Origin of the sequence: Kribbella sp. NPDC050241, from assembly GCF_044459685.1 — a bacterium.
Classification (GTDB): Bacteria; Actinomycetota; Actinomycetes; order Propionibacteriales; family Kribbellaceae; genus Kribbella.
In genome coordinates this window covers 613,053-637,831 of the sequence record NZ_JBITJE010000005.1, presented here as the reverse complement: position 1 = coordinate 637,831, position 24,779 = coordinate 613,053, and the positions used below count along the sequence as shown (strand labels likewise).

24 protein-coding genes are annotated in these 24,779 nt (G+C 68.4%); 7 read left to right on the top strand and 17 right to left on the bottom strand.

The annotated features are described in order from the left end of the window. Positions 1-50: 50 nt before the first annotated feature. The 3 genes from secD to macS form a co-directional block, all read right to left on the bottom strand. Positions 51-2,351 (bottom strand): protein translocase subunit SecD, encoded by a 2,301-nt coding sequence (gene secD, locus ACIBG5_RS26595; RefSeq protein ID WP_396394139.1) that lies wholly within the window; start codon positions 2,349-2,351, stop codon positions 51-53. A gap of 73 nt (positions 2,352-2,424) precedes the next feature. Then, positions 2,425-3,060: a response regulator gene (locus tag ACIBG5_RS26590; RefSeq protein ID WP_396394138.1), complete on the bottom strand. Its 636-nt coding sequence runs from the start codon at positions 3,058-3,060 to the stop codon at positions 2,425-2,427. Then, entirely contained in the window at positions 3,057-4,178 is a 1,122-nt protein-coding gene (gene macS / locus ACIBG5_RS26585) for a MacS family sensor histidine kinase (protein ID WP_396394137.1), read from the bottom strand. Before macS ends, ACIBG5_RS26590 begins: the two co-directional genes overlap by 4 nt. Before the next feature lie 227 nt (positions 4,179-4,405). Here macS and ACIBG5_RS26580 point away from each other — a divergent pair, with 227 nt between their 5' ends. After that, positions 4,406-6,781, top strand: coding sequence for an immune inhibitor A domain-containing protein (locus ACIBG5_RS26580; RefSeq protein WP_396394136.1), 2,376 nt, complete (start codon positions 4,406-4,408; stop codon positions 6,779-6,781). Between the two features lie 61 nt (positions 6,782-6,842). On the opposite strand, the gene hflX is transcribed toward ACIBG5_RS26580, so the two are convergent. Together hflX and dapF are read right to left on the bottom strand one after the other, a co-directional pair. Beyond that, the gene (gene hflX, locus ACIBG5_RS26575) at positions 6,843-8,333 is read right to left on the bottom strand and encodes a GTPase HflX (protein WP_396394135.1); all 1,491 of its coding nucleotides are present in this window, start codon (positions 8,331-8,333) and stop codon (positions 6,843-6,845) included. Positions 8,334-8,864: 531 nt separating this feature from the next. Beyond that, complete coding sequence (gene dapF, locus ACIBG5_RS26570) at positions 8,865-9,707, bottom strand: diaminopimelate epimerase (RefSeq protein WP_396394134.1); 843 nt, start codon at positions 9,705-9,707, stop codon at positions 8,865-8,867. Positions 9,708-9,731: 24 nt separating this feature from the next. Here dapF and ACIBG5_RS26565 point away from each other — a divergent pair, with 24 nt between their 5' ends. Then, positions 9,732-9,995, top strand: coding sequence for a hypothetical protein (locus ACIBG5_RS26565; RefSeq protein WP_396394133.1), 264 nt, complete (start codon positions 9,732-9,734; stop codon positions 9,993-9,995). On the opposite strand, the gene ACIBG5_RS26560 is transcribed toward ACIBG5_RS26565, so the two are convergent. The 5 genes from ACIBG5_RS26560 to ACIBG5_RS26540 are packed head-to-tail and all read right to left on the bottom strand — an operon-like array spanning position 9,982 to position 15,392. Further along, positions 9,982-11,535: an amidohydrolase family protein gene (locus ACIBG5_RS26560; RefSeq protein ID WP_396394132.1), complete on the bottom strand. Its 1,554-nt coding sequence runs from the start codon at positions 11,533-11,535 to the stop codon at positions 9,982-9,984. The two genes, ACIBG5_RS26565 and ACIBG5_RS26560, sit on opposite strands and share 14 nt — an antisense overlap. After that, complete coding sequence (locus ACIBG5_RS26555) at positions 11,532-12,965, bottom strand: Na+/H+ antiporter NhaC family protein (RefSeq protein WP_396394131.1); 1,434 nt, start codon at positions 12,963-12,965, stop codon at positions 11,532-11,534. Before ACIBG5_RS26555 ends, ACIBG5_RS26560 begins: the two co-directional genes overlap by 4 nt. Positions 12,966-12,981: 16 nt before the next feature. Continuing rightward, positions 12,982-14,097: an o-succinylbenzoate synthase gene (gene menC / locus ACIBG5_RS26550; protein WP_396394130.1), complete on the bottom strand. Its 1,116-nt coding sequence runs from the start codon at positions 14,095-14,097 to the stop codon at positions 12,982-12,984. Next, positions 14,087-14,731 carry a MurR/RpiR family transcriptional regulator gene (locus ACIBG5_RS26545; RefSeq protein WP_396394129.1) on the bottom strand — a complete coding sequence of 215 codons (645 nt, stop codon included), beginning with the start codon at positions 14,729-14,731 and terminating at the stop codon, positions 14,087-14,089. Before ACIBG5_RS26545 ends, menC begins: the two co-directional genes overlap by 11 nt. Beyond that, entirely contained in the window at positions 14,724-15,392 is a 669-nt protein-coding gene (locus ACIBG5_RS26540; RefSeq protein WP_396394128.1) for a GNAT family N-acetyltransferase, read from the bottom strand. Before ACIBG5_RS26540 ends, ACIBG5_RS26545 begins: the two co-directional genes overlap by 8 nt. A 98-nt stretch (positions 15,393-15,490) precedes the next feature. Between ACIBG5_RS26540 and ACIBG5_RS26535 the strand changes: the two genes are divergently transcribed. Then, on the top strand, positions 15,491-16,585 hold the full coding sequence (locus ACIBG5_RS26535) for a M20/M25/M40 family metallo-hydrolase (RefSeq protein ID WP_396394127.1): 1,095 nt from the start codon (positions 15,491-15,493) through the stop codon (positions 16,583-16,585). Here ACIBG5_RS26535 and ggt read toward each other — a convergent pair. The 4 genes from ggt to miaA all read right to left on the bottom strand — a co-directional run bounded on the left by ggt (position 16,578) and on the right by miaA (position 20,688). After that, positions 16,578-18,431: a gamma-glutamyltransferase gene (gene ggt / locus ACIBG5_RS26530; protein WP_396394126.1), complete on the bottom strand. Its 1,854-nt coding sequence runs from the start codon at positions 18,429-18,431 to the stop codon at positions 16,578-16,580. The genes ACIBG5_RS26535 and ggt overlap by 8 nt on opposite strands. 69 nt (positions 18,432-18,500) lie before the next feature. Beyond that, complete coding sequence (locus ACIBG5_RS26525; protein WP_396394125.1) at positions 18,501-19,187, bottom strand: hypothetical protein; 687 nt, start codon at positions 19,185-19,187, stop codon at positions 18,501-18,503. A 6-nt stretch (positions 19,188-19,193) separates the two neighbouring features. Continuing rightward, positions 19,194-19,712, bottom strand: a complete 519-nt coding sequence (locus ACIBG5_RS26520; RefSeq protein WP_396394124.1) for a sigma-70 family RNA polymerase sigma factor — start codon at positions 19,710-19,712, stop codon at positions 19,194-19,196. Next, on the bottom strand, positions 19,699-20,688 hold the full coding sequence (gene miaA, locus ACIBG5_RS26515; protein WP_396394123.1) for a tRNA (adenosine(37)-N6)-dimethylallyltransferase MiaA: 990 nt from the start codon (positions 20,686-20,688) through the stop codon (positions 19,699-19,701). The genes ACIBG5_RS26520 and miaA overlap by 14 nt, the downstream gene beginning before the upstream one ends. 160 nt (positions 20,689-20,848) lie before the next feature. On the opposite strand from miaA, the gene ACIBG5_RS26510 reads away from it, so the two are divergent. Both ACIBG5_RS26510 and ACIBG5_RS26505 read left to right on the top strand, forming a co-directional pair. Further along, on the top strand, positions 20,849-21,088 hold the full coding sequence (locus tag ACIBG5_RS26510) for a hypothetical protein (protein WP_360452156.1): 240 nt from the start codon (positions 20,849-20,851) through the stop codon (positions 21,086-21,088). 110 nt (positions 21,089-21,198) lie between these two features. Then, positions 21,199-21,441: an antitoxin gene (locus ACIBG5_RS26505; RefSeq protein WP_396394122.1), complete on the top strand. Its 243-nt coding sequence runs from the start codon at positions 21,199-21,201 to the stop codon at positions 21,439-21,441. Between the two features lie 251 nt (positions 21,442-21,692). On the opposite strand, the gene ACIBG5_RS26500 is transcribed toward ACIBG5_RS26505, so the two are convergent. Continuing rightward, on the bottom strand, positions 21,693-22,163 hold the full coding sequence (locus tag ACIBG5_RS26500; RefSeq protein ID WP_396394121.1) for a GNAT family N-acetyltransferase: 471 nt from the start codon (positions 22,161-22,163) through the stop codon (positions 21,693-21,695). Positions 22,164-22,290: 127 nt separating this feature from the next. On the opposite strand from ACIBG5_RS26500, the gene ACIBG5_RS26495 reads away from it, so the two are divergent. Next, complete coding sequence (locus tag ACIBG5_RS26495) at positions 22,291-23,127, top strand: alpha/beta fold hydrolase (RefSeq protein ID WP_396394120.1); 837 nt, start codon at positions 22,291-22,293, stop codon at positions 23,125-23,127. Here ACIBG5_RS26495 and ACIBG5_RS26490 read toward each other — a convergent pair. Together ACIBG5_RS26490 and ACIBG5_RS26485 are read right to left on the bottom strand one after the other, a co-directional pair. Next, positions 23,099-23,632 (bottom strand): hypothetical protein, encoded by a 534-nt coding sequence (locus tag ACIBG5_RS26490; protein WP_396394119.1) that lies wholly within the window; start codon positions 23,630-23,632, stop codon positions 23,099-23,101. The two genes, ACIBG5_RS26495 and ACIBG5_RS26490, sit on opposite strands and share 29 nt — an antisense overlap. A 52-nt stretch (positions 23,633-23,684) precedes the next feature. Continuing rightward, positions 23,685-24,173, bottom strand: coding sequence for a GNAT family N-acetyltransferase (locus tag ACIBG5_RS26485; protein ID WP_396394118.1), 489 nt, complete (start codon positions 24,171-24,173; stop codon positions 23,685-23,687). Positions 24,174-24,296: 123 nt separating this feature from the next. Here ACIBG5_RS26485 and ACIBG5_RS26480 point away from each other — a divergent pair, with 123 nt between their 5' ends. After that, entirely contained in the window at positions 24,297-24,749 is a 453-nt protein-coding gene (locus ACIBG5_RS26480) for an NUDIX domain-containing protein (protein WP_360452166.1), read from the top strand. Positions 24,750-24,779: the final 30 nt, after the last annotated feature.

The following is a 24,779-nucleotide window of genomic DNA, read 5'->3' as shown; positions in this document are numbered from 1 at the left end:
GACGGACAGATTTCCGTTCGGACGCCGCGGGTGTGGATAACGCCAGACTGCTAGACGACGGCGCCGCGGTCGGGTTGGGCGTCTCGGTCTACCTGGGGGCGTTTGGGGCGTGGGGGTGGGGCTGGGTAGCGGCGTTCCAGCTCGAGCAGCAAGGGGGCTGCGGTGAGGTTGGAGGAGTAGGTGCCGACGAGGATGCCCAGGAGTAGTGCCAGGGCGAAGTCGGCCAGGGAGTCGCCGCCGAGGAAGAGGAGGGCGCTGAGGATGAAGAGGGTCGAGATGCCGGTGTTGATGGTGCGGGGCAGGACGTTGACGATGGCGGTGTCGATGACCGGGCCCAGGTTCTCGGTGGAGCGGGCGTTGCGAGTCTCGCGGATGCGGTCGAAGACGACCACCGAGTCGTTCACCGTGTAGCCGATGATCGTGAGGATCGCGGCCAGGAAGATCCCGTCCACCGGTTTGCCTGTCCACGCGAACACGCCGACCACGACCGCCACGTTCTGCAGCAACGCCAGCACCGCGCCGGCGCCGAACGTCCATCGGAACCGCGCAGCCAGATACACCAACTGCGCCAGCAGCGCGATCCCGAGCGCGATCAGGCCCTTGTTCCGCAGTTCCTCACCCAGCGACGGCCCGATGCTCTCGTTGCGCACCAACTCCGTGCCGCCACCGATCTCGGAGATCGACTCGCGGATCTTCTCCGCCTCGTCGTCGCTGATCGTCCCGGTCCGCACGGTGATGTCGTCGGCGCCGGACGCCTGCACCACCGCGTTCGGGTACCCGGCCTCGGCGACCGCGGCCCGCGCCTGGTCCGGTGTGATCCGCTGCGCCGTGCTCACCTCGAGCAGCCGGCCACCAGTGAACTCGATGCCGAGATTCAGTCCGCGTACGGCGACCCCCGCAAGACTCACGATGATGGCGACAGCCGTGATCAGCAGCCAGCGGCGGCTGTGCTTCATCAACGACGGGCGCCGCGCCTCCAGCCAGGTCCGAACCCGTCCGTGTCCCGCGATCCCACTCAGCTGCGGGCGCCGCACCACGAATCCCCGCGACACCACGAACTCGGCCAGCACGCGTGTCACGACCAGCGCGGACAACACCGAGGCGATCACACCGATGCTCAGCGTGACACCGAACCCACGGACCGGCCCGGCAGCCAGGAAGAACAACAGCCCGGCGGCCAGCAAGGTCGTGATGTTCGAGTCCGCGATCGCAGACAGCGCGTTCCGGAAACCACTCCGCAGCGACCGGCGCAGCCCGTCCGTCCGCCCCGCGATGTAGTCCTCACGCGCCCGTTCGAACACCAGAACGTTCGCATCGACCGCCATACCGATGGCCAGCACGAAGCCGGCCAGGCCGGGCAGCGTGAGCGTCGCCCCGAGCACGGTCAGCGCCGCGTACGACATCCCGGCGTACCCGATCAGGCCGAGGACCGCCATCAGGCCGACCAGGCGGTAGACGATCACGATAAAGAGCGCCGTGAGCGCCAGGCCGATGATGGCGGCCAGCGCGCTCGCCTGAATCGCGTCCTGTCCGAGCGACGGGCCGACGGTGCGCTGGTCGATGACCTCGACCGGAACCGGCAGCGCGCCGCCGGAGATCAGCGCGGCAAGGTCCTTGGCCTGCTCCTCGTTGAAGGAGCCGGAGATCGTCGTCGTACCGCCGCCGATGCCGACGTTGCACAGCTGGTTGCCGCCGTTCGGGTCGACCTGCGGCGCGCTGATGATCTCGTTGTCGAGCACGATCGCGATCAGCCGCTGCGGCGTGTTCAGCGGCTGGCAGGCGGCCTTGCCGGTGATCGCGGCCCAGGTCTTGCCGCCGTCACCCTTGAAGTTCATCTCGACGAACCAGCCCATGGCGGCCTGCTGCGGGTCGAGCCGGCCCTCCGCGCCGCTGACCATCTCGCCTGTCATCGCGGGCTTGGCCAGCCGGAGGAAGCCCTGACCGGTGTCGCTGGGCAGGTAGAGCTCGCCCGCGGCCGGTTTGGCCGGCTTCGTCGCAACCTGGTCGAGCACCTCGTGGAAGGTGAGCTGCGCGGTCTTGCCGATCACCTGCGCGGCCTCGCGCGGATCCTGGACACCGGGCAGTTCGACGATGATCCGGTTCTCGCCCTGGCGCGTCACGTTCGGCTCGCTGACGCCGAGCGCGTCGATCCGCCGGTGCAGCACCTGGGTGGCCTTGTCCGTGGTGTTCTTGTCCGCCTTGACCGTCGGCGAGTCCTTCGCCTCCAGCACGATCTGCGTTCCGCCACGCAGGTCGAGGCCGAGCTGCGGCTTGGCCGTCAGCACGACGTACGTCGAGGCTGCCAGCACGAAGAACGCCAGCAGCGCGCGGACGAGGGACGACCGGTTCACAACAGCCTCCGGAGGCTCTCGGCGAGGAGGCCTCAGTCTATGGAGCTGGCGCAAAAGTCCATCCGGCTCCGAACTATTCGGGTGCGTCGATCCCGTGTTCGATCGCGTAGCGGACCAGTTCGGCCCGGTTGTGCAGCTGCAGCTTCCGCAGCGTGTTCTGCACGTGGTTCTCAACCGTCCGGTGCGACAGCACGAGCCGGGTCGCGATCTGGCGAGCGGTCAGCCCGCGGGCAACCAGGCGGAGCACCTCTGTCTCCCGCTCGGTCAGATGCGGCACCTCCGGCCCCGCGCCGAGCCGTCGGTACTCCCCCAGCACCAGTCCGGCCAGTCCGGCGCTGAACACCGCATCGCCTTCCGCAGTACGCCGTACTGCGTCGTCGAACTCGTCCAACGACGCCGACTTCACCAGATAGCCGGAGGCACCGTTCTTCACCGCGTCCAGTACGTCGCTCTGCTCGGCGCTGGCCGACAGCACCAGCACCCGCGTGTCCGGCAGCGCCGCGGTGATCTCCCGGGTCGCGTCGACGCCGGACCCGTCGCCGAGCTGCAGATCCATCACCACCACGTCCGGCCGGGTCGCCAGCGCGATCTTCACCGCACCAGCCACGTCCGAGGCTGTCGCGCAGACGTCGTACCCACGGCTGCCCAGATCGCGCGCCACGCCCTCGCGCCACATCGGATGGTCGTCGACGATCATCACGCGTGTCATGTAGCCACCTTCAGTTCCCACTCGGTTCCCTCGCCGGGGGCGGTCCGGACCATGACTGTGCCACCCAGATCGGCGATGCGGCCGCGGATCGACTCGCTGACGCCCAGGTGCCCGTCGACGCGGGCCTGCTCCAGCCGGGCAGACGTCGTACCGATCCCATCGTCGCGGATCGACACGACCACCTCGTCGCCGAGATCCTCGACCACCACCCAGGACCGGGCAGCTGGACCGGCGTGCTTGTCCACGTTGCTCAGCGCTTCGTTGACCGCGGCCACCAGTTCGGCGGCGGTTGCGGCCGGCAACAGGACCGGCGAGGCAGGTACGACGACGTCCACCCGGGTGGTGGCCAGCGGCAGCAACAGCCCGCACAGGTCGAGGCTGTCGCCCTCGCCGACCGTCGGGCGGGACGACATCAGGGTGCGTAGGGCAACTTCCTGCTCGGCAGCCAATTCGGCGAGCTCCAGCGCCTCACCGCCGATCGCCGTGCCGCGACGCTGCACTTGGGCGAGCACCTGCAGCACGCCGTCGTGGATGGACCGACTGAGCCGGAGCCGCTCGGCGGTGGCGCTCTCGGTCGCGATCGCCTCGCGCAGGCGCGCTCCCGCCTGCCGCATGGTCGAGGCGGCGTACCCGACGACCAGACCGGCGACCAGGAGGAGTTGCACGTTGCCGAGGATCTTCGACGCGTGGTCGACACCGCGTAGCGACAGCAGCGCCAGGCTCACGGTCACGGCGCCGAGCAGACCGCCGTCCCGCCCGCGGGAGATGGCCAGCGCGAGCACCGGTCCGGCCGCCCAGACCGAGGTCAGCACGGACGCGCCGGCGCGAATGTCGAGCAGCGGTTGCGCGAGCAGGGTCGCGTACATGCAGCCGACCGTGATGACCAGGTCGGCGAAGGCCAGCCGGGTGTTGCGGCGTCCCCAGCGCCGGCTGTAGCCGATCGAGGAGACGACGGTCCAGATACCCATGACGGCCAGTAGCAGCACCGCCCCGGACGGCCGGACGATCCCGTCCCACCGCGTCCAGACGCCGAAGCACGCGAACCCGAAGGCGATCACGCGGAAGGCGACCAGGGCACGCCACAACGGCTGCAGGAGGTCGACGGGGTCGGACTTCACCGGGACAGTCTGCCAATCGACCGGCCCGCCGCGGCTGAGGCGTCGTACCGGGCTGGTCAGGTAGTTCTACGCATGGCGCAGGATTCCCCCCAGGTTTCCCGGATTTTCCGCTATCCACTTCAGGTCTGCCGGTTTTCGCCGTACTCTCGCGCAAAACACGCTCGGGGGAGCTTCGATCACGCCGCGTCACCATCGCGGTGGCAGCGACCAATGCATGGAGGGGAATCGTGCGCAAGCTACCCGCCGGGCTGTTCAGCCTGGCCCTTGCGGTGACGTTCGGACTGAGCATGGCTTCGTCCGGCGCCGCCGCCCCGCCTGAAGGGGCTCCGGCAGCCACGAGCGCCAGCGAGCCGGCCCAGACGTCCGACGAGTTGTCGAGCCCGCTCGAGGACCAGCGTCGCGAACTGCGCCAGGAAGCGCTGACGAAGGTGCTGAACGGCACCGCCAAGGCCGAGAAACGCGGCGCCAGCACGGTCGTGAAGGTCGGCACCAAGTCGGCCGCGGCCAAGGGCCAGACCGGCCCGAAGGCCCAGCAGACGGTCGACCAGTACGTCGAGCTGAGCCGGGAGAAGACCGACCGGATCTTCGTGATCCTGGCCGAGTTCGGCAACGAGCGGCACCCCAGCTACCCGGACAAGGACCAGGCACCGAGCATCCCCGGCCCGGCGACGTTCGAGGGGCCGCTGCACAACGCGATCCCCCAGCCGGACCGGTCGGTCGACAACTCCACCGTCTGGCAGGCCGACTACAACCAGCAGCACTTCCAGGACATGTACTTCGGCAACGGCAACTCCGTGAAGAAGTACTACGAGACGCAGTCCTCGGGCCGCTACTCGGTCTCCGGTGAGGTCACCGACTGGGTCAAGGTGAGGTACAACGAGGCCCGCTACGGTCGCTCGAACGGCTTCCCCTGCACCGGCAACGTCTGCAACAACACCTGGTTCCTGATCCAGGACGCGGTGAACCAGTGGGTCGCCGACCAGGAGGCGGCCGGCCGCACCAAGGCGCAGATCACCGCCGACCTGAAGACGTTCGACCAGTGGGACCGCTACGACTTCGACGGCGACGGCAACTTCAACGAGCCGGACGGCTTCATCGACCACTTCCAGATCGTGCACGCCGGCGGCGACCAGGCCGACGGCGACCCGCAGCAGGGTGAGGACGCGATCTGGTCGCACCGCTGGTACGCCGGCTTCCCCGGCGGCCCGGCGGACAACCCGATCGGTGGCGCCCAGATCGGCGACACCGGCATGTGGGTCGGCGACTACACGATCCAGCCGGAGAACGGCGGCGTCAGCGTCTTCGCGCACGAGTACGCGCACGACCTCGGCCTGCCGGACGAGTACGACACCTCCGGTGCGGCGGTCGAGAACGGCGTGAACTGGTGGACCCTGATGGCCCAGAGCCGGGTCAGCGCGGCCACCGACGGCGGGCTCGGCGAGCGCGCGGCCGACCTGAACGCGTGGGACAAGCTGCAGCTGGGATGGCTGGACTACGAGATCGTCAACTCCGGCCAGAAGCGGACGCTCGAGCTCGGCCCGCACGAATACAACTCGAGCAAGGCCCAGGGGTTGGTGGTGACGCTGCCGAAGAAGGCGCGCGTCAACGAACTGGTGCCACCAGCGGCCGGGACCAAGTCGTGGTGGAGCGGCGCCGGCGACAACTTCACCCACACGATGAACCGTCAGGTCACGCTGCCCGCCGGGGCAGCGGCCAGCCTCACGTTCCAGGCCAACTGGGACATCGAGGACTGCGGTACGACGGCGTGTGACTACGCCTACGTCGAGGTGAACGACGGCACCGGCTACAAGCCGATCCCCGGCACCATCGCCAACGCGGCCGAGGGCAACGGCATCGACGGCAAGAGCAACGGCTGGAAGCCGGCGACCTTCGACCTGTCCGCCTACGCGGGCAAGACGGTCGGTCTGCAGTTCCGCTACACCACCGACCCGAACACCGGCGGCAAGGGCTTCTTCGCCGACGAGATCAACGTGACGTCCGGGACGACCACGGTGCTGACCTCCGGCGCGGAGACCTCGCCGGACGGCTGGACGCTGAACGGCTTCAGCGCCCAGGGCGCGAGCTTCACCAGCATGCACGACAACTTCTATCTGGCGTCGCACATCAACTACGTCGCCCAGGACCAGTACCTGAAGACCGGTCCGTACAACTTCGGCTGGCTGAACACCCTGCCGGACCGGGTCGAGCACTTCCCGTACCAGGACGGCCTGCTGGTCTGGTACTGGGACACCTCGTTCAACGACAACAACACCAACACCCACCCCGGTGGCGGGCTGATCCTGCCGATCGACTCGCACCCGACCCCGATCAACCGGATCGACGGTCAGGTCTGGCGGCCGCGGGTGAGCGCGTACGACGCGCCGTTCGGTCTGGAGAAGGCGGACTCGTTCACCCTGCACATCAACGGGCAGGCGAGCTACATCCGCGGCCAGGACGCCGTACCGACGTTCAACGACAGCAAGCAGTACTGGTCGGCGGACCTGCCGACGAGCAGCGTGAAGGTCCCGAACAACGGGGTCAACATCAAGGTCGTGTCCCGCACCGGGACGACCATGAAGGTCCAGGTGTCCAAGCGCAGCTGACCCGCTGAGCACAAGACAACGGCCCCGGGAGATCCTCCCGGGGCCGTTGTCTTTGTCTGCCTTACTGAGCGGTTGCCACCTGGTACGGCGTCAGGTCGCCGGCCAGATCCGGGTGGACCCGGGCGGTGACGCGGGTGCCGTCCGCGGTGTGCTCCAGCTGGTCGACCGAGCCCTCGGAGTGGATCCGGGAGACCAGGTCACCACGCTCGTACGGGAGCAGCAGGTCGAGCGCTACGTCCGGCTGCGGCAGCGAGGCCTCGACCAGCGACTTCAGCTTGTCGATGCCCTCGCCGGTGCGGGCCGAGACGACGATCGCGCGCGGCTCGCGGTGCAGGATCGGGGCCAGCGCCATCGGGTCGGCCAGGTCGGCCTTGTTGATGACGATGATCTCCGGGACGTCCGCGGCGCCGATCTCGCTCAGCACCTCGCGAACCGCCTGGATCTGCGCGAACGGGTCGGCGTGCGATCCGTCGACCACGTGCAGCAGCAGGTCCGCGTCCGCGACCTCCTCCAGCGTCGACCGGAACGCCTCGACGATGTCGTGCGGCAGGTGCCGGACGAACCCGACCGTGTCGGTGAACGTGTACACGCGGCCGTCGGACGTCGTCGTCCGTCGGGTGGTCGGGTCCAGGGTCGCGAACAGGGCGTTCTCGACCAGAACACCGGCACCGGTGATCTTGTTCAGCAGCGAGGACTTGCCGGCGTTGGTGTAGCCCGCGATCGCGACCGACGGGATCGCGTGCCGGCGGCGCTCCTGGCGCATCGTCGACCGCGTGCCCTTCATGCCCTTCAGCTCACGCCGCAGCTTGGAGATCTTGGTGTTGATCCGGCGCCGGTCGGTCTCGATCTTGGTCTCACCGGGACCACGGCCACCGATACCGCCACCGGCCGCACCGACGCGTCCACCGGCCTGGCGGGACAGGTTGCCACCCCAACCACGCAGGCGCTGCTTCATGTACTGCAGCTGGGCCAGCTCGACCTGGGCCTTGCCTTCCTTGCTCTTCGCGTGCTGGGCGAAGATGTCCAGGATCAGCGCGGTCCGGTCGACCACCTTGACCTTGAGCTTGTCCTCCAGGTTGCGCAGCTGCGCGGGCGCCAGCTCGCCGTCCGCGATCACCGTGTCCGCGCCGAGCGACGCGACCAGGTTGCGCAGGTCGGCCACCTTGCCGGAACCGATGAAGGTCGCCGGGTCCGGCTTCTTCCGCCGCTGGATCACACCGTCCAGTACTTCGGAACCGGCGGTCTCGGCGAGCAGCTTCAGCTCGGCCAGCGAGTTCTCCGCGTCCTCGGCGCTGCCCTCGGTCCAGACGCCGACCAGCAGCACCCGCTCGAGCAGCAGCTTGCGGTACTCGACCTCGCTGATGTCGGTCAGCTCGGTCGACATGCCGACTACGCGGCGGAGCGCCTGGCGTTCTTCGAGCTCGAGCCCCTCGGTACTGAGCTCGGAATCGTGCGAGTCGTGACCCGTCAACGAATCGCCGGAGTCATCGCCCTCGATGAGGTCAAGTTCGACGTCGGTGGTCTCGTCGTAAAAGTTCGAATGGGTCGTCATATACCTTCCATCGTGGCACGGGCCACCAGTACAAGCGACCCGATTAACAGTAGTCAACGCCCCACGCGCTGCCCGAATTCCTGATCAATGCCTGGACGGGCCGCTCCATCCGCCGACACCAGCGCTCCAGCGGCCCATGATCCGGCCACCATTCAGGCCTCGCTGCTCGGTGCGGGGGCGTGCTCGGGGTGAAGCATCGCTGGTGTCCGGCCCGGATGGCTGCGGCTGTTCCGGGGTGGATGGGCTGTGCATCTCGACAGGAGGTGTCGGCCCGAGATGGTGGTCGGCGGGCCGCAATCACGCCTGGGACCGGCCGGGTCGTGTCGATACGTCCTGTCGAAATGCACCCGTCAGAAACCAGCAGGCTGGACCCGATCGTCGGTGGTGCGGCTGGCGGGTTATGTGATGACTGGCGGGTAGTTTCCGGTCAGCGAGTACATAACCCGCCAGCCAACAGAGCGAGATCCCCATTTCAGGGGTTGGCCGACCGCTTGAGGCAGTGGCTGGACGTGTTGCTCGACAGATCCAGGCTCAGGCAGGCAGCCAGGTCCGATCGAAGTCCCCGCGAGCGTGCAGAACGGCCGGTCCGGTCAGCTCCAGGTGGTTGTCCGCGCGCCATGTCACGGTGACCTCACCACCCGGTACGCCGACGCGGTACGTGACCGGCAGCTCCTCCCGGGCCGCCCGCGCGGCCGCCACCGCGACGGCACAGGTGCCGGTCCCGCAGGACCTCGTCTCGCCCGCTCCGCGCTCGTGCACCCGCATCTCGACGTCCCGGGGACCCCGCCGTACGACGAACTCCAGGTTGACGCCGGCGGGAAACGCTTCCTGGGGCGACCAGGTGGGCTGGTCGCAGAGGTTGCCCGGCTCGCGCAGGTCGTCGACGAAAGCCACGGCGTGCGGGTTCCCCATGTCCACGTGCACGGCCGGCCACTGGTGACCGTTCGCCTCCACGACGACGCCCACCGGACCGGGCAACACAGGCTCGCCCATGTCCACGGTGAGCGTGCCATCGTCGTTCTGCACGACCTCTTTGACCCCGGCGCGGGTCCCGACCCGGACCGGCTTGTCCCCGGTCAGTCCCGCCTCGGCCAGATACCTCGCGAACACCCGTACGCCGTTCCCGCACATCTCCGCGATCGAGCCGTCGGAGTTGCGGTAGTCCATGAACCAGTCGCCGCCGTCCTCGACATACGACTGCTTGCTGCCTTCGATCACGCGCAGTACGCCGTCCGCCCCGAGGCCCGCGTGCCGGTCGCAGAGGAACCGCACCAGGTCCGCGTCCAGGTCCCCGTGGACCGAACCGTCGGGGTCGGGCAGGATCACGAAGTCGTTCTCCGTGCCATGCCCCTTCAGCCAGGGAAACGTGCTCATACCGAAGATCGTACGGTGTCCCTCATGGAGCTGATCGCCTACTTCTGGGAGCAGGAGGACGCCGACGCGGCCGCCGAACGGCTGGGCGGCCAGGTCCGGCGCGGGCGCTTCCATGGCGAGGACGATGACGAGGACCACCCCTGGGTCGTCGTACTCCGCGAGGTGGACAGGGCCGAGGTGGACGAGGTCCTGGCAGAGTACGACGGGTGGCTCGAGACCGCGGCCGAGGACGAGCCCACCGCTCCTCCCCCGCTGCCGACCGCGCCCAAGCGTTTCAAGAAAGCGTGAGCACCCGGCCCGGCCGCGCGGCAGTCGGTACGCCGTCCGTCAGCACCGGTTGGCCCGCGACGAGCATGTGCTCGATGCCGACCGACAGTTGCCAGGGATCGTCGTACGTCGACCGATCGGCGACCTGAGCCGGATCCAGTACGACGAGGTCCGCGACGGCACCGGGTTTCACCACACCGCGGTCGTCGAAGCCGAGGCGGGAGGCCGGGAGCGAGGTCATCCGCCGGATTGCCTCGGGCAACGTGAGGACGCCGAGGTCGCGGGTGTAGCGGCCGAGGACGCGCGGGAATGTGCCGAAGTTGCGGGGATGCGGGTGACCGGTGCCGGTGGCGTCGAGGATCCAGCCGTCGCTCGCAACGCTCGTGCACGGATGCTGCAGCACGGTGACGACGTCGTCCTCGTTCATCGCGTGGTTGACGACGCTGACCGCGGCCCGGTGGTGTTCGAGTACGCGCAGTGCGGCTTCGGCCGCGTCCACCTCGTCGCGGCGAGCGATCTCGGCCAGGCTGAGACCACGGCAGTCCTCGTACCGGCCGGGTGGCAGTGACGCGATGACGACGGCGTTCCCATCGAGCAGGTCGCGGGTCCGGATGGCCTCCGCGATGCGCCCCCGTTCGGTCCGATCGGCGAGCCTGGCCAGGAGGGCATGCGGGCCGCCGTCCATCGCCCACGTGGGTAGCCGGGCCGTGAGCGTCGTACTGGAGGCTGTGTACGGATAGACGTCCCAGGCCACGTCGACTCCGTCTGCGCGGGCTTGGTCGAGGAGCTCGAGTGCGGCGGTGACGAGGCCGTAGTTCGCCTTGCCTACTGCCTTCAGGTGGGAGACCTCGAGTCTCGCTCCGGCGGCCCTTGCAGCGGCGATCGCCTCTCCCAATGCTTCGAGCAGGTCCGCACCTTCGTTGCGGATGTGCGTCGAGTAGAGCAGACCGCACTCGGCCGCGGTCGCCACCAGGGCAGCGACCTCGGAGGACTCTGCGTACGCGCCCGGTGCGTAGATCAGCCCAGTCGAGAAACCGACAGCACCTTGATCGGCGGCCTTCCGCAGCAGGTCCTGCATCGTCCGCAGTTCGTCCGCTGACGGCGCCCGCTCGGCGCTGCCCATGGCCGCGATCCGGAGCGACGAGTGCCCCACCTGCAGTGCGAGGTTCACGGCGGGTTGCAACGGGGCAGCGAACTCAGCCGTGTCCCGCCACGACCAGTCGTGCTGCGGGTCGAGGAACGCCGTACCGGCCTTCATGGACTCCAGGTCGGTGATCGGGAACGGCGACCAGCCGCAGTTCCCCGTGACCAGTGTGGTGACGCCTTGATGCAGCTGCGTGGCCGCGTCCGGCGACGTACGCACGGAGAAGTCCGCGTGTGAGTGCAGGTCGATGAACCCAGGTGCCACGATGTTGCCCGCGGCATCGATCACCTGGGCGTCGGCCGGCGCGGAGTCAGGCGGCAGTACGTCGGCGATCCGCTCGCCGTCGATCAGTACCGTTGCAGCGACTGCGTCCGCACCACTGCCGTCCAGGACGAGGCCACCCGTGATCGCGATCATGTTGTCACCAGCAATATCACGGCGTACATCACGCAGGCGGGCACCAGCATCATCCACCCGGTGATCAGCATGCTCTTCAGGTCGGAGGATCGGGCCAGGCCCATCGCACCGACCATGTTGGCGTTCGGGAAGGGGCCGTAGGTGTCCGCCTTCGACGCGAACAGCAGCACCACAACCCAGGCGCCCGGCCCGACCCCGGCGCTCGCCGCCAGCGTCCCGAACACCTTGTCCAGCAGGACGACCTGGGCCGCGGTCGCGCCCGGTACGCCGACCCAGCCGAGCAAGGCGATCGCGATCGCCACCCCGAAGCCGGACACCGTCGCGAGCTCCGGACCGAGCTGGTCGAGGATGACCTTGAACGGCGCGAGCTGGTCGATCAGCGCGAAGAGGGCCGCCAGCAACCAGAAGAGCAACAGGATGCTGATCAGCTTGGCGCCACCGCGGTACATGTGCTCGGCGATGTCCTTCGCGGAGAGCCGTCCGGCCAACCCGGTGACGACGCCCAGCACCGGCAGCGCGAGCAGCGGGAAGTTGGTGCCGGCCTCGGTCACCGTCGCGTACACGACACTGCCGAGCAGTACGACGAGGAAGGTGGCAGTCGCGGCGCGTGGCGCCCGAGCGGTCGTCGCACTGTCGTCGGAGACGAGTTCGGCAAGGTCGTACTCGTCGCCGGTGCGCGCGGTCCGGCGCTGGATGTAGGCCACCACGAACGGTCCGAGCACCAGCGAGAGCAGTGCCAGCGGTCCGGCGCCGTACCCGAGGTAGGTCAGGTAGTTGACGTCGGCCGCGGTCATGATCGCGACGTTCGAACCGGCGAAGGGCGCGATCGTCAGGCCGGCGCAGCCGCCGATGAAGATCATCGACGCGGTCGCGGCGCGGGTGTAGCCCAGCCGCGCGGTGATCGGCAGCACGATCGGCGCCGCGATGGCCAGGGCTCCGGCGAGGGTGCCGAGGCTGGCGACGAGGATCAGGCACGCGACCATCACGCCGAGCACGACCGCCACCTTGCTGCGGTTGCCGGCCACCCGCATCACGCCGGACACGATCGTCGACGCCACGCCGGTGACCCTGAGGACCTCGCCGACGCCGGCGCCCAGCACGATGATCAGGCCGATCGCGGTCACCGAGTCGGCCAGCGACTTGCCCAGCAACGTGCCGGTCTCGATCGGGCTCAGTCCCGCGATCAGTACGCCGGACAGCACCGCGACGACGGTGCCGACGACGATGTCCATGCCGAGCAGGCACAGGACGGCGTACAGCACGATCGGCAGCAGACCCCACAGCGTCGGGCCGTCGGTGAGCAGGCCGGCGACGATCGAGACGACCAGCCCGGCCCCGGCCAGCGCGTTCACCAGCCGGCGGCGCCCGGGCGCGACTTCGACCTGGTAAGCGTTCGCAGACGTGGTCGTGCTCTTCTGGTCCTGGCTCATCAAGAGTCCTGTTCGTTCAGAGGGACAGCGTGGCAACGGTGTTCGCGGCGATCAGCTCCGCGTCGACCGTGTGCCCGAGACCGGTTCCTGTCGGCACCTGGACGACACCCCGGGTGGCAGTCACCGCGGGTGTGATCACGTCCTGGGCGTAGTACTTCTCCGAGGCGGAGACGTCCGACGGGAGGGAGAATCCGGGGAGACTGGAGATCGCGACGTTCGCGGCGCGACCGATGCCGAACTCGTGCATGCCGCCGCACCAGACCGGGATGCCGGCCTGCTGAGCGCGGTCATGCGCGGCGCGGGCGGCGGTCAGGCCACCCATCCGCGACACCTTGATGTTGAGCACCTTCAGCGCCTCGAGGGCCAGAGCGGTCTCCAGGTCGTCGAGGGTCTCGATGCTCTCGTCCAGGCAGATCGGGGTGGTCATCGCCTGCTGCAGGCGGGCGTGGGCGAGCAGGTCCCGCGGCGCGAACGGCTGCTCGATCATGGTCAGGCCGAACTCGTCCAGCGCCCGCAGCCCGTCCGACTGCTCCGCGGAATAGATGCCGTTGGCATCGACATGGAGATCCAGGTCCGGGTACGCCGCTCGCACCGCACGCACCGGTTCGACGTCCCAGCCGGGCGCGATCTTCAGCTTGACCCGCGGATACCCGGCTCCCACCTGGCGCTCGACCTCGGCCAGCAGATCGTCGATCGTCGGCTCGATCCCGAGCGACACCCCGGCGACAACCTCGGTCCGCGTTCCGCCGAGTGCCTCGGCCAGCGGCACACCTCGCACGGTCGACCACAGCACCCAGGCGGCGACATCCACGCCGGCCTTGGCGAACTGGTTGCCCCGAACCTTGGCCCACAACTGCGGGACCTGCTCGGGCCGCTCCCAGGTCTGCCCGAGCACGGCCGGAAGGAGGTAGCGCTCGGCAATCTGCCAGCACGTCTCGACGGTCTCCGGCGCGTAGTACGGATCCGATGGCGAAGCGATCTCGCCCCAGCCGACGGCTCCCGACGCGTCCTCCACCTCGACGAGGATGTGATCGAGGTAGGTCTTGCGGTGCGAGCTGGTGCGGAAGGCGTGCACCAGCGGCATCCGGACCCGGTGCAGCCGGGCCGCGGTGATCTTCAGGTCAGTTGACATACAGGCCCAGCTCCGTGTTCAGGCGGTCGCGCTCCCCCAGCCGCCGGCGCGCACCCTTGGCGCTCGCCGTGGTCAGGGTCGCCAGCACGTGCAGCACGGCCGCCACCACCGTCGGCGAGTCGACGTACGACGCACTGCCGGTGGCGACGTAGATGGACTGGTCCGCGATCTTCGCCAGCGGCGCGTCCTCGAAGTCCGTGACGGCCACGAGTTCGCCACCTGCCTCGACGAATCTGCGGGCGATCTCGACGGTGTCGCGGCGATACCGGCGCAGCGAGAACGCGACCATCAGGTCACTCGACCGGACGTCGGACAGTACGTCGACACCGCGGACGACGGTGCCGTCGATCAACGTCACCTGGGACAGACCGGCACTCAGGTCGAAGGCGAGCAGCGAGGCGTAGGAGAACGACTTCGCGGAGCCGATGATGAACCGGCGGCGGGCGGCGACGATCCGGGCGGCCGCCTGGGCGATCGAGTCGTCGGCCAGGATCTCGTCGAGTGCCTGCTCGATCGAGGCTCGCTCCTGCTCGACCACGCGTCGCTGCAACAGGGTCGACGACCGGCGCTGGAGGCGGGCGTCGTACCGCTCCTGCGGGCTGGTCAGTTCGCGGTTCCGCAGATCGTCAGACATCGTCCACCGGTCCGAAGTAGTAGACGGCGTTCCCGTCCGGCAGCCGCCGGCAGGACACCGCGGCGAGACCCTTGGCGAACAACTCCTCGAACGCCGCTCGCACCTCGTGCCGGTCCTTGTCCGTCGACTCGGCCGGCATCACCAGCTCGGTCAGCTCCTGGTCCGGGACAGCGTTGGGCTGGTCGGTCAGATCCCACTCGACGACGACCCGGTCGGTGCCGGGTCCGTACATGTCCGGGGCGAACCAGCGACCGCGGGCGCCGAGCACATCGAAGTTGAAGTGGCCGTTGCGGATCTGGAACGGATCGTAGGTCCAGCGCATCCGGGTCATGCCCGAGCCGAGCGCCACCTCGCGCTGCGCGTACTTCAGCTGCCGGCCCAGGCCGCGGCCCTGGTGTCCGGCGGCGACCACGGCCGACTGCGAGTAGTGGTAGAAGCCGCGTTTGTCGGTGCCACAGAAGCCATAGGCGAAGGCGACGAGCCGATCGCTCTCGTCCAGTACGCCGACCACCGATCCGCCGTTGCTCGCCAGTGCACCGAGCAGCCGCGGGTTCAGCCCGTAGTCGGGGTGCTGGTAGCCGAAGACCTCGCGATACAGCGCCGCGGCCTCGGCGTACCGGTCCTGGGTGGTGAGCGAGACGGATCTGAAGCTGTCCTGCACCGGCCCACTCCTCTCGAAGATACGTAACAGATCCTGAGTAAATCCCCTGGACAACAAGGGAGTCAATTGGTGCCCAAATGATGATACGTTGCCTATCTATGATGATCGATCGACTCCGGGAGTACGTCGGGCACGAGACGCCGACCGGTGCCGCCCAGGCCCTGAACGCCTTCGCCGACCGGCTCCTCGACCGGTACGCCGAGCTCGGCGGGACTGCCCGTCGCGTTGCGGCACCGACCGGCGACCACGTCGTTGCCGACTTCCCCGGCCGCGGTCCGCTCGCCGCTGAGGCGCCGCTGCTCTTCATCGGTCACCACGACACGGTCTGGCCGATCGGGCAACTGCGCGACGCGATGCCCTGGCGCGAGCAGGACGGGCTGCTGCACGGTCCCGGCGTCTTCGACATGAAGGGCGGGCTGGTCGTCCTCGAGGCGGCGCTCGAGCAGATCGCGGATCGCGATCATCGCCCGGTGCGCGTCGTCGTGGTCGCGGACGAGGAGGTTGGATCGCCGACCGCCCGCGAGCTGGTCACCGCCGAATCGTCCGGCGTGGTCGCCGTCTTCGGTTTCGAATCGCCGCTCCCGAACGGCGACCTCAAGACCGCGCGCCGCGGCAGCAGCCGGGTCCGCATCGAGGTCACGGGCCGGGAGGCGCACGCCGCGCTCGACCCCGGCCGTGGAGTCTCGGCGATCGACGAGCTCATCGACCAACTGATCGCCGTACGCGCCTTGGTCGCGGGGTACGACGACGTGCTGTGCAACGTCGGCACGATCACGGGAGGTGGACGGACGAACGTCGTACCCGGGGCGGCCGCTGCCGATGTCGGGTTCCGGTTCATCGACCCGGAGACCGAGCGGGCGGTGCTGGACGCCGTGACGAGTCTCGAGCCAATCCGGCCCGACGCCCAGTTGCAGGTGTCGGTGATGTCGAACCGGCCCGCCTGGCAGCCGTCGGCGGCGACCGATGAGCTGCTGCGGAAGGTGCAGGCGGCCGCGCGATCGGTTGGTCAGGAGATCGGTGGTGCACCGGCATCAGGCGCCGCCGACACGAACCTGACCGGCTGGCTGGGCATCCCGACCCTGGACGGCCTGGGCCCCCGAGGGAAGGGTGCCCACGCCGTCCACGAGCAGGTGATCGCGGCGAGCCTGGCCGAACGTGCGGACCTGGTCGCCGCGATCATCACGACTATCTAGGCCACAGCTGTTTGACCGTTCCCGCCGCTCCGCCACCGCGGCGCGTCGGCTCAGCGGCAGCGAGGATCCCACCGCCCGGCAGGAACTCCAGCGCGGCAACGGCACCGATCTCCGCGGCCGAGGTGAACGCGTCGCCCGACGGGACCAGCGTGTGGCCGTACGGCTTGAGGGCGGCGTCGTACGCGTCGATGAACGGCGGCTCGGCCGTCACGGTCGCGGCGTTGCGCTGAGACGCACGCGGCGCCGCGATTGCCTCCGGCAACGTCATGTCGCGGTCGAGCCGGTTCGTCAGCGTCTGCAGGACGGTCGTGATGATGGTCGATCCACCCGGCGAACCCAGCGCCAGGAACGGCTTGCCGTCGCGCAGCACGATCGTCGGCGACATCGACGACCGCGGCCGCTTGCCCGGCTGGATCCGGTTCGGGTCGGCCTCGTCGTAAACCGCAGAGAAGTCGGTCAGCTCGTTGTTCAGCAGGAACCCGCGACCCGGCACCGTGATGCCGCTGCCGCCGGTCTGCTCGATCGTGAGCGTGTACGAGACGACGTTGCCCCACTTGTCGGCGGCAACCAAGTGTGTGGTCGACAGACCTTCCGTGTCCGGCCGCTGCGTGGTCGCTACACCCTTGGCGCACTGCGAGTACTTGCCGTCGGGCGAGCCAGCCTTCACCGGCTTGGTCGCGGCGTGCTCCGGGTCGATCGCGCAGGACCGCTCGGCGCCGAAACCGCGCGACAACAGCTCCTTCGTCGGTACGTCGACGTACGCCGGATCACCGACGTACGCGGCTCGATCCGCGAAGGCGAGGGCGGACGCCTCGAGGTAGGTGTGCAAGGCCTGCGGGGTGTCCATCTTGTCCAGATTGAGCGGCTGGAGGATGTTCAGCGCCTCGCCGACCGTGGTCCCACCGGACGACGAAGGGGGCATGCCGTACACATCCAGGCCGTCGTACCGGACCTTCGTCGGCTCCCGGTTGATCGTCTTGTACTTGGACAGGTCGCTGGTCGTGAGGTAGCCGGGCATCACGGGCAACGTTGCGCCCTCGGCCTTGGGCGGGGTCTTCACCACTGCCTCGATCTCGGACGCCAGCGGGCCGCCGTAGAAGGCCGACAGGCCCTCCTTGCCGAGCATCCGGTAGGTGTCGGCGAGCTCGGGGTTCTTGAACACCGAGCCGACCTTCGGCGCGTCACCGCCGGGCAGGAACAGCTTGGCCGTCGGCACGATCGCGCTGAACCGGGCCTTGTTGTCCAAGGTCTGGCCGCGGAAGGTGTCGTCCACGACGAAGCCCCGATCGGCCAGGTCGGCGGCCGGCTTCAGCGCCTTGCCCAGCGACAGCGAACCCCATTGCCGCAACGCCGAGTCCCAGGTCGCCAAGGTGCCCGGGATGCCGACCGAGACGCCGGATGTCACCAGCTCCGGGGTGAAGCGGTACGGCTGACCGGTGGCCGGGTCGATGAACGCGTCGTTGGGCATCGTGGCGGGCGCGGTCTCGCGGCCGTCGATCGTGAACACCTTGTGTTTCTTGGCGTCGTAGAAGACGAAGTACCCGCCTCCGCCGACTCCCGCGGAGTACGGCTCGGTCACGCCGAGCGCGGCGGCGGTGGCTACCGCGGCGTCGACGGCGTTGCCGCCACGGCGCAGTACGCCGAGGCCGGCGTTCGTGGCTTCGGGGTCGACCGAGGCGACCGCACCACCGAACCCGATGGCGGTCGGATGTTTGGCCGGCGGCTGCGGCGAGCCGGCGGCCGCGCCGCTCGCACTCAGGCCGGACAGGACGAGGGCACCTGCAGACAGGGATGCGACCAGCTTCTTCACCAGGTTCTCCCGCGGGGCGTCGGCGTACAGGGTCAAGCCCTTGCCTATCCCGAACGGGGCCTGCGCGCCAGTTGTGGCGCGGCTAGTTCCCCGGTCAGTTTCCTGTTAGGTCACTGTGCAGGAGTCCAGGAAGCGGCGGAGCAGCTCGGGGTTCCAGTCCTTGTCGCCGGCCGGAAGCTCGACCAGGAGCCACCGATCGGGCAGCTGCACCTGACCGGCGACGCGGCCTTCGAGCCGGCCGATGTGGAACGTCTTGCCGGCCGACTGGGTGACCTGGACCGATGCGAGCGTGCGCGCCTCCGGAGCCGCCTGCAGGACCACCTTGGTGTCGGTGTCCGCGGTCCGCATCGTCGGCCGGGACAGGATGACGCGGTCCTGGGCGATCGGGGTCTCGGCGCTCCAGCCCTTCGGGGCGAGGGTGCAGCCGATCGTGTTCCAGGACTGCTGGTTCGCGACCAGTTCGACCACGGACGCACCGAACATCGACATGGTCTCGCCGCCTTCGGCCGGCGCGGGTGACGAGGACGACGGCGCTGCCTGCGCGGTCTCGCTGTCGGCCGGTCCACCGGCGACCTCGGTCCCCGGGTTCCCCCACCACTTCACCTGGTTGCCGATCGCGAGCACGGCCGCTGAGACCGCCGCCACGCACAGCACACCGGTCACCCGGCGACGCCGCTTGATCCGGCGCAACGCCCGGCGCCCACGCGCGACGTCCGCGTCGATATCCGCCGTCGGCAGCCCATCGGCGGCCTCGTCGGCGAACCCCTCCAGCAACCTCTTGACCTCGTCCACTTCTCCTCAACTACTCCCGGTCGCCTGATCCGACGGTTCGTCGGTCATCAGGTCCTTCAGTCTCTTCAGCGCCTTCGCGGTCTGGCTCTTCACGGTCCCCTCGGTGCATTGCAAGATCCGCGCACAGGTCGCCACGTCGAGATCCTGGAAGTACCGCAGCACCAGGACCGCCCGCTGCCGCGGTGTGAGATCCAGCAGCGCCCGCCGGACGGCCAGCGTGTCCACCGGGTCCGCCTCGTCGGTCAGCCGCGGCTCGAGCGTCTCCGCGGTCACCACCTCGGGGTGGCGGCCGGCCCAGCGGCGCTCGTCCAGGAAGGCGTTGACCAGGATGCGGTGCGCATACGGTCCGGCGCCCTCGTGCTTGATCCGGTGCCAGTGCACGTACACGCGGGTGCAGGCGGTCTGGACCAGATCTTCGGCGGTGTGCACATCCCCCGCGGTGAGCAGCAACGCCGTTCTCATCAGTCGGGTGCGGTCCGCAAGCAGGTACTCGCGGAACTCGGCCTCACGGTCACCCCCTCGCATCGACGGACCCCCGGCCATCGGCTGGGCCCTCTTCCACCCCGACTACGCCGCCGGTCCCCCTTCGGTTGCCTTCGGCTATCACGTTCAGTGCCTTCTCCACCAGATCGGGGTCGTCGTACGGGAGCCACACGATGCGTTGGTCCTTACGGAACCACGAGTCCTGCCGCCGCGCGAACCGGCGGGTGGACTGCGCGGTCCGCTCCCGCGCCTCCTGCTCGCTGATCTCACCGTCGAGCAACGCGATCACCTGCGAGTAGCCGAGGGCACGGTTGGCCGTCTTCCCTTCAAGCAAACCCTTGTTCAGCAGATCTCGCACCTCGTCCACGAAACCCGCGTCGAACATCCGGTCCACCCGCCGGCCGATCCGCTCGTCCAGCTCCGGCCGCGGTACGTCGAGACCGAGCTGCACCGCACCCGGGTAGACATAGTGATGCTCGGGCAACGTCGCGACGTACGGCCCGCCGGTGATCTCGATGACCTCCAGCGCCCGGACGATCCGTCGCCCGTTGCTCGGCAGGATCTGCTCGGCGGCCTTCGGATCCACCTCGGCGAGCTTCTGGTGCAGCGCTCCGGATCCGACGCGTTCGAGCTCCGCTTCCAGCTTTTTGCGTACGGCGGCGTCCGTACCGGGGAACTCGAAGTCGTCGAGGATCGCGCGCACGTACAACGCGGAACCGCCGGCCAGCACCGGCACCACGCTCCGGCTGACACAGTCGTCGATCGCGGCCCGCGCCAACTGCTGGAACTCGGCCACGGTCGCGGTCTGGGTGACGTCGAGGATGTCGAGCAGATGATGCGGTACGCCGGCGCGCTCGGCCGCCGTGATCTTCGCCGTACCGACGTCCATGCCGCGGTACACCTGCATCGCGTCCGCGTTCACCACCTCGCCACCCAGGCGTTTGCACAGGGCAACGGACAGGTCGGACTTGCCGGCCGCGGTGGGGCCGACGACCGCGACGACGAGTGGTTCGGCCATCACTCCAGTGTGTCAGTGTCTCTGCCGCCCCCGCTCCATCGCCCTGGCGAGGATCAGTTGAAGAGTGCACCAAAACCCGGCACCGGGCTTGTGGTTGACCCGGAAAGTTCGGTAGGACTCATCTTGATGATCGCAACACCGATACGGGAGGAATGACGCTGTGACGAATCCGTTCGAGGAAGAGTCTGACGCGGCGAAAGACGCGCTGGACCTGGGGGGCGACAGCAAAGAGGACCTTGCTGCCGCAAAGCGCAGTGGTGGGGACGTCGAGTTGAAGCGCAGTGGTGGCGACGTCGAGTTCAGCGGCGGTGACGTCGAGTCCGACTCCGGCGGCGACGTCGAGTCCGAACCTGACGGCAGCGGTGGTGACGTCGAGTCCAGGCCCGGCGGCGACAGCTAATTCCTGTCACGACGGCGGCGGTGCAGGTCCCACAGTTCGGGGCCGGGAGGTGCGAAGATCACCGCTAGCTGTCCGTAAGCAGTTCACTACGCAGGAATGGGAGCCCGACGATGGGCATCTTCGACAAGTTCAAGGGCAAGGCCGAGGGCCTGAAGGACAAGGCCGGCGACCTGGTCGACCAGCACGGCGACAAGGTCGGCGAGGGTCTGGACAAGGCCGGTGACTTCGTCGACGAGAAGACCGGCGGCAAGTACGGCGACAAGATCGACCAGGGTGTCGAGAAGGCCAAGGAGGGCCTGGACGGCCTCGACGGCCAGAACGACGACATCCCCGGCACGAACCGCCCCGCCTGACCGCACCACCCGAAGGGCCGCGAGAATCCTCGCGGCCCTTCGGCCTGCATGACACGCCGCCACGGCTCCACGGATCTGGCAGCCCAGAAACGACGCGGCTGTCCATCCAGCCGCCTCCGGCGGCGCGCTGACCCATCACACGCACTCACCGACCGTCGCGATCTTCGGAAACAAAGGTGCGCCCAGCGACGAAAAGTTTCCGGTGATCGGTGCAGTCACGCAGTCGTGGGTTGTCGCCCGGCGGCGGCACCTCACCTTGAGCACCGGTCAACCATCACGGCGGCGGATCGATGGTTGATGGGCGCACAGAGTGAGGCCAGTCCACATCTAGTGCTCGAGGCGGAGTTGTGTACGTCGGTTGTCCACTCCACTCGACTGCAGCCGTTCTTGCGGGCCGTCTCGAGCAACGACTCCATGAGTGCGCGGCCGGCGCCGCGACGGCTCATCGCCTGCGAAACGTAGAGCTCCTTGAGATAGAGCGAACGTGTCAGGCCGACGGCGGGCCAGAGGTACGAGTAGGAAGCGAAGGCGACCACCGTCTCGCCCTCCAGCGCGAGCAGCACCTGGGCCGCCGGCATGTCACCGAAGAGGGCCTCGTGAACTTGTTGACGTCGAAACTCGACAGGATCCAGGTCTGTGCCGCCGTAGAAGCGGTCCAGCTCTTCAGTGAGCCTCAGAAGCTCGTCGATGTCATCGGCAGTGGCTGGGCGTACCACAATCACAGCAGGGTCCTCTCGCGATGGGCTGAACAGATCTCGGACCGCGCAGGCTCGTGCGGGCTCGAGGAGGTGGGCGGGCGCGTCAGGATGGTGTCAGAGGGGTGTCAGGGCGGGGATTGATGGTGGTTGCATGACGAAGAACAGCATTCCCTCGACCGACTCTGAATGGGCCGGCATGGTGTCGGTTGATGACACGGCTCTGGCCGTTACGGACACCGGCGGGTCCGGCGTTCCTGTGGTGTATCTCAATGGGCAGTTTGCGACTCAGGGGTATTGGCGGCGGGTGATCTCCGAGCTGGGGTCGGGGTGGCGGCACATCAGCTACGACGAGCGGGGGCGCGGCAAGAAGTCGAAGCGTTCCGCGGACTATTCGTTCGAGGCCGCCGTACGGGATGTCGACGCCGTACTCGCGGCCCGGGGTGTGGACCGGGCGCTGGTGGTGGGCTGGTCGTACGGAGCGTTCGTCGCGGCGCATTGGGCCAGCCGGAATCCGGGGCGTGCGATCGGCGCGGTCCTGGTTGACGGCGCGGAACCGTACGACTGGCTGGACGAGGCCATGGAGCAGCGGATCCGGAAGCTGTTCCGGCGGATGGGCTGGTTCACGCCGCTGCTGCGCCCGACGGGTCTGGTACCGCGGTTGAGCGCCGAACAGCAGGCCGAGTGCAACATCGAGCTCGGCAAGATCTCCCGGGAAAGTGAGCTCGGCCCGGTGCTGGACAACATCAGCGTCCCGGTGCGGTACGTGCTTGCGTCGGGGTCGTCGTTCGGCAGCAAGGGTGACGAGCAGGAACGAATTCGCGCGAGCCTCGATCAGGTCTTCGAGCGGAACCCGAACCTCGAGCTCAGCGCGAAGGTCGCCAGCAGCCACGGCGCGATCCTCAAGAAGGACTTCCGCGCCATCGCCGACGCCGTACGAGAGGTCAACGCCCGCGCGGTGGTTACGCCTCAGGAGCCCGGCGGCGAGTGAATCTCGAGCGGAACTTGGAGTCGTACTCCAGTCGCACGTACCCCGAGGAATGCACTCCCACCGCGACGAACCCCACGGCCAGGAACACGATCCCCGCGATCATGGACATGTGCCAGAACGCCGCAGTGATGCCGACGAACGCCGAGCCTTGTGCGACTGCCTTGGCCAGTCCGACCAACGGTGACCTGCTCGCTCGACGACGAAACTCCTCCTGCCGATTCAGCACCAGGAGCGCGGCAAGCAACGGGATCGAGACGGCGAACGCGATGACACACACCATCGCCGACGGGTCGAGCGAGGGCTCGGTCAGGAATGGCTGCACCACGACCAGACCGGCGGCACCCAGTCCGCCGTAGATCAGGTTGGACTGGCGGATCCACTCCTGCTGAGCCGCCGGGTCGGCGGTGGCGTCCTCGGCCTCCAGCCGGATCCGTTCGGCATCGGCTTCGGCTTGCGCCCCAGCGAGCTGCGCCTGCTCAGCCAGGAAGTCCTCGTCCTCGTTCATGTGCACATCCTCCCCGACGGCTCGCTGGTCCACGGCCGGTCCAGGCGGAGGGTCAGGCAAGCGTCTTGCGGAGGACGGTGATCATCGTTTCGTACCGGGTCACGGTGCCGTCCGGTGTCTCCCGATTCCAGCCGCCAGGCTCGCGGCCGACCACGACGTACCCGAGGCGTTCGTAGAGTGCACGCGGCCGTGCGGCGTTCTCGTCCACTCCCAGCTCGGCCAAGGTGAGACCACGTCCGCGGATCCGCTCCTCCAACGCCTGGACGAGGACCGTGCCGATGCCACAGGACCGTAGCGGCGCATCAACCTCCAGCTGCCAAAGGACCGGCACACCCGAAGGCTTGGCGTAGTCGACCCCGCCGGTCGCCACAGGAATCCCCGACGGCGGACAGACCGCGAGGAAGTCCACATCCCCGCGCTTCGCCCGTTCAAGGACCTCCAACGTCCCCGCAAGATGCGTATCCGTCCAGCCGGAGAACCCCGCGTACAGATCCTCAGCAACCAGATCCCTCACCGTCAGCGGCACCACGACATCCGGCATACGCGCCACCCTGTCACCAGCCCACCAACCACCGCCACAGGATTTCTTACCCGTAGCCCTCGGAGGATGAGTCCTTTCCGGAGGTCGGGCTGGGTTGTCGGCGGGGGTGATTAGGGTGCTTGTATGGATCGGTTTCGGGTGGTTCCGGCGGCTTATGTGGTGTTGCGGCGGGGGGATGAGGTGTTGATGATGCTCCGGGCCAACACCGGTTACATGGATGGGTATTGGGCGGTGCCGGCAGGGCATGTGGAGAAGGGCGAGTCGGTGCTCGAGGCGGCGGTGCGGGAGGTGCGGGAAGAGGTTGGAGTGGAGATCGATCCGGCGGATCTCGTGCCGGTGACCGCGATGCACCGGACCGGTGGGAACGGTGACCCGATCGATGAGCGGGTCGACTTCTTCTTCACGACGTCCCGCTGGAGCGGTGAGCCCCGGCTGATGGAGCCGGACAAGGCAGGCGGCCTGGAGTGGTACTCGCTGGACAAGCTTCCCGACCCGGTCGTTCCGCACGAGGCGCGGGTGCTGGCCGGTCTGGCCGGTGACGGCCTTCCCGCGGTGATCGCCCACGGTTTCGACTGAGTTCACCGACGCTTAGATTCCCTCGCTCTA

Excerpts from the sequence above, each read along its gene's own strand:
- ACIBG5_RS26590 (WP_396394138.1), bottom strand. The coding sequence starts at position 3,060 with ATGACACGCGTGATGATCGTCGACGACCATCCGATGTGGCGCGAGGGC.
- hflX (WP_396394135.1), bottom strand. The coding sequence starts at position 8,333 with ATGACGACCCATTCGAACTTTTACGACGAGACCACCGACGTCGAACTT.
- dapF (WP_396394134.1), bottom strand. The coding sequence starts at position 9,707 with ATGAGCACGTTTCCCTGGCTGAAGGGGCATGGCACGGAGAACGACTTC.
- ACIBG5_RS26565 (WP_396394133.1), top strand. The coding sequence starts at position 9,732 with ATGGAGCTGATCGCCTACTTCTGGGAGCAGGAGGACGCCGACGCGGCC.
- ACIBG5_RS26560 (WP_396394132.1), bottom strand. The coding sequence starts at position 11,535 with ATGATCGCGATCACGGGTGGCCTCGTCCTGGACGGCAGTGGTGCGGAC.
- ACIBG5_RS26555 (WP_396394131.1), bottom strand. The coding sequence starts at position 12,965 with ATGAGCCAGGACCAGAAGAGCACGACCACGTCTGCGAACGCTTACCAG.
- menC (WP_396394130.1), bottom strand. The coding sequence starts at position 14,097 with ATGTCAACTGACCTGAAGATCACCGCGGCCCGGCTGCACCGGGTCCGG.
- ACIBG5_RS26545 (WP_396394129.1), bottom strand. The coding sequence starts at position 14,731 with ATGTCTGACGATCTGCGGAACCGCGAACTGACCAGCCCGCAGGAGCGG.
- ACIBG5_RS26535 (WP_396394127.1), top strand. The coding sequence starts at position 15,491 with ATGATGATCGATCGACTCCGGGAGTACGTCGGGCACGAGACGCCGACC.
- ACIBG5_RS26520 (WP_396394124.1), bottom strand. The coding sequence starts at position 19,712 with ATGCGAGGGGGTGACCGTGAGGCCGAGTTCCGCGAGTACCTGCTTGCG.
- miaA (WP_396394123.1), bottom strand. The coding sequence starts at position 20,688 with ATGGCCGAACCACTCGTCGTCGCGGTCGTCGGCCCCACCGCGGCCGGC.
- ACIBG5_RS26505 (WP_396394122.1), top strand. The coding sequence starts at position 21,199 with ATGGGCATCTTCGACAAGTTCAAGGGCAAGGCCGAGGGCCTGAAGGAC.
- ACIBG5_RS26495 (WP_396394120.1), top strand. The coding sequence starts at position 22,291 with ATGACGAAGAACAGCATTCCCTCGACCGACTCTGAATGGGCCGGCATG.
- ACIBG5_RS26490 (WP_396394119.1), bottom strand. The coding sequence starts at position 23,632 with ATGAACGAGGACGAGGACTTCCTGGCTGAGCAGGCGCAGCTCGCTGGG.
- ACIBG5_RS26485 (WP_396394118.1), bottom strand. The coding sequence starts at position 24,173 with ATGCCGGATGTCGTGGTGCCGCTGACGGTGAGGGATCTGGTTGCTGAG.
- ACIBG5_RS26480 (WP_360452166.1), top strand. The coding sequence starts at position 24,297 with ATGGATCGGTTTCGGGTGGTTCCGGCGGCTTATGTGGTGTTGCGGCGG.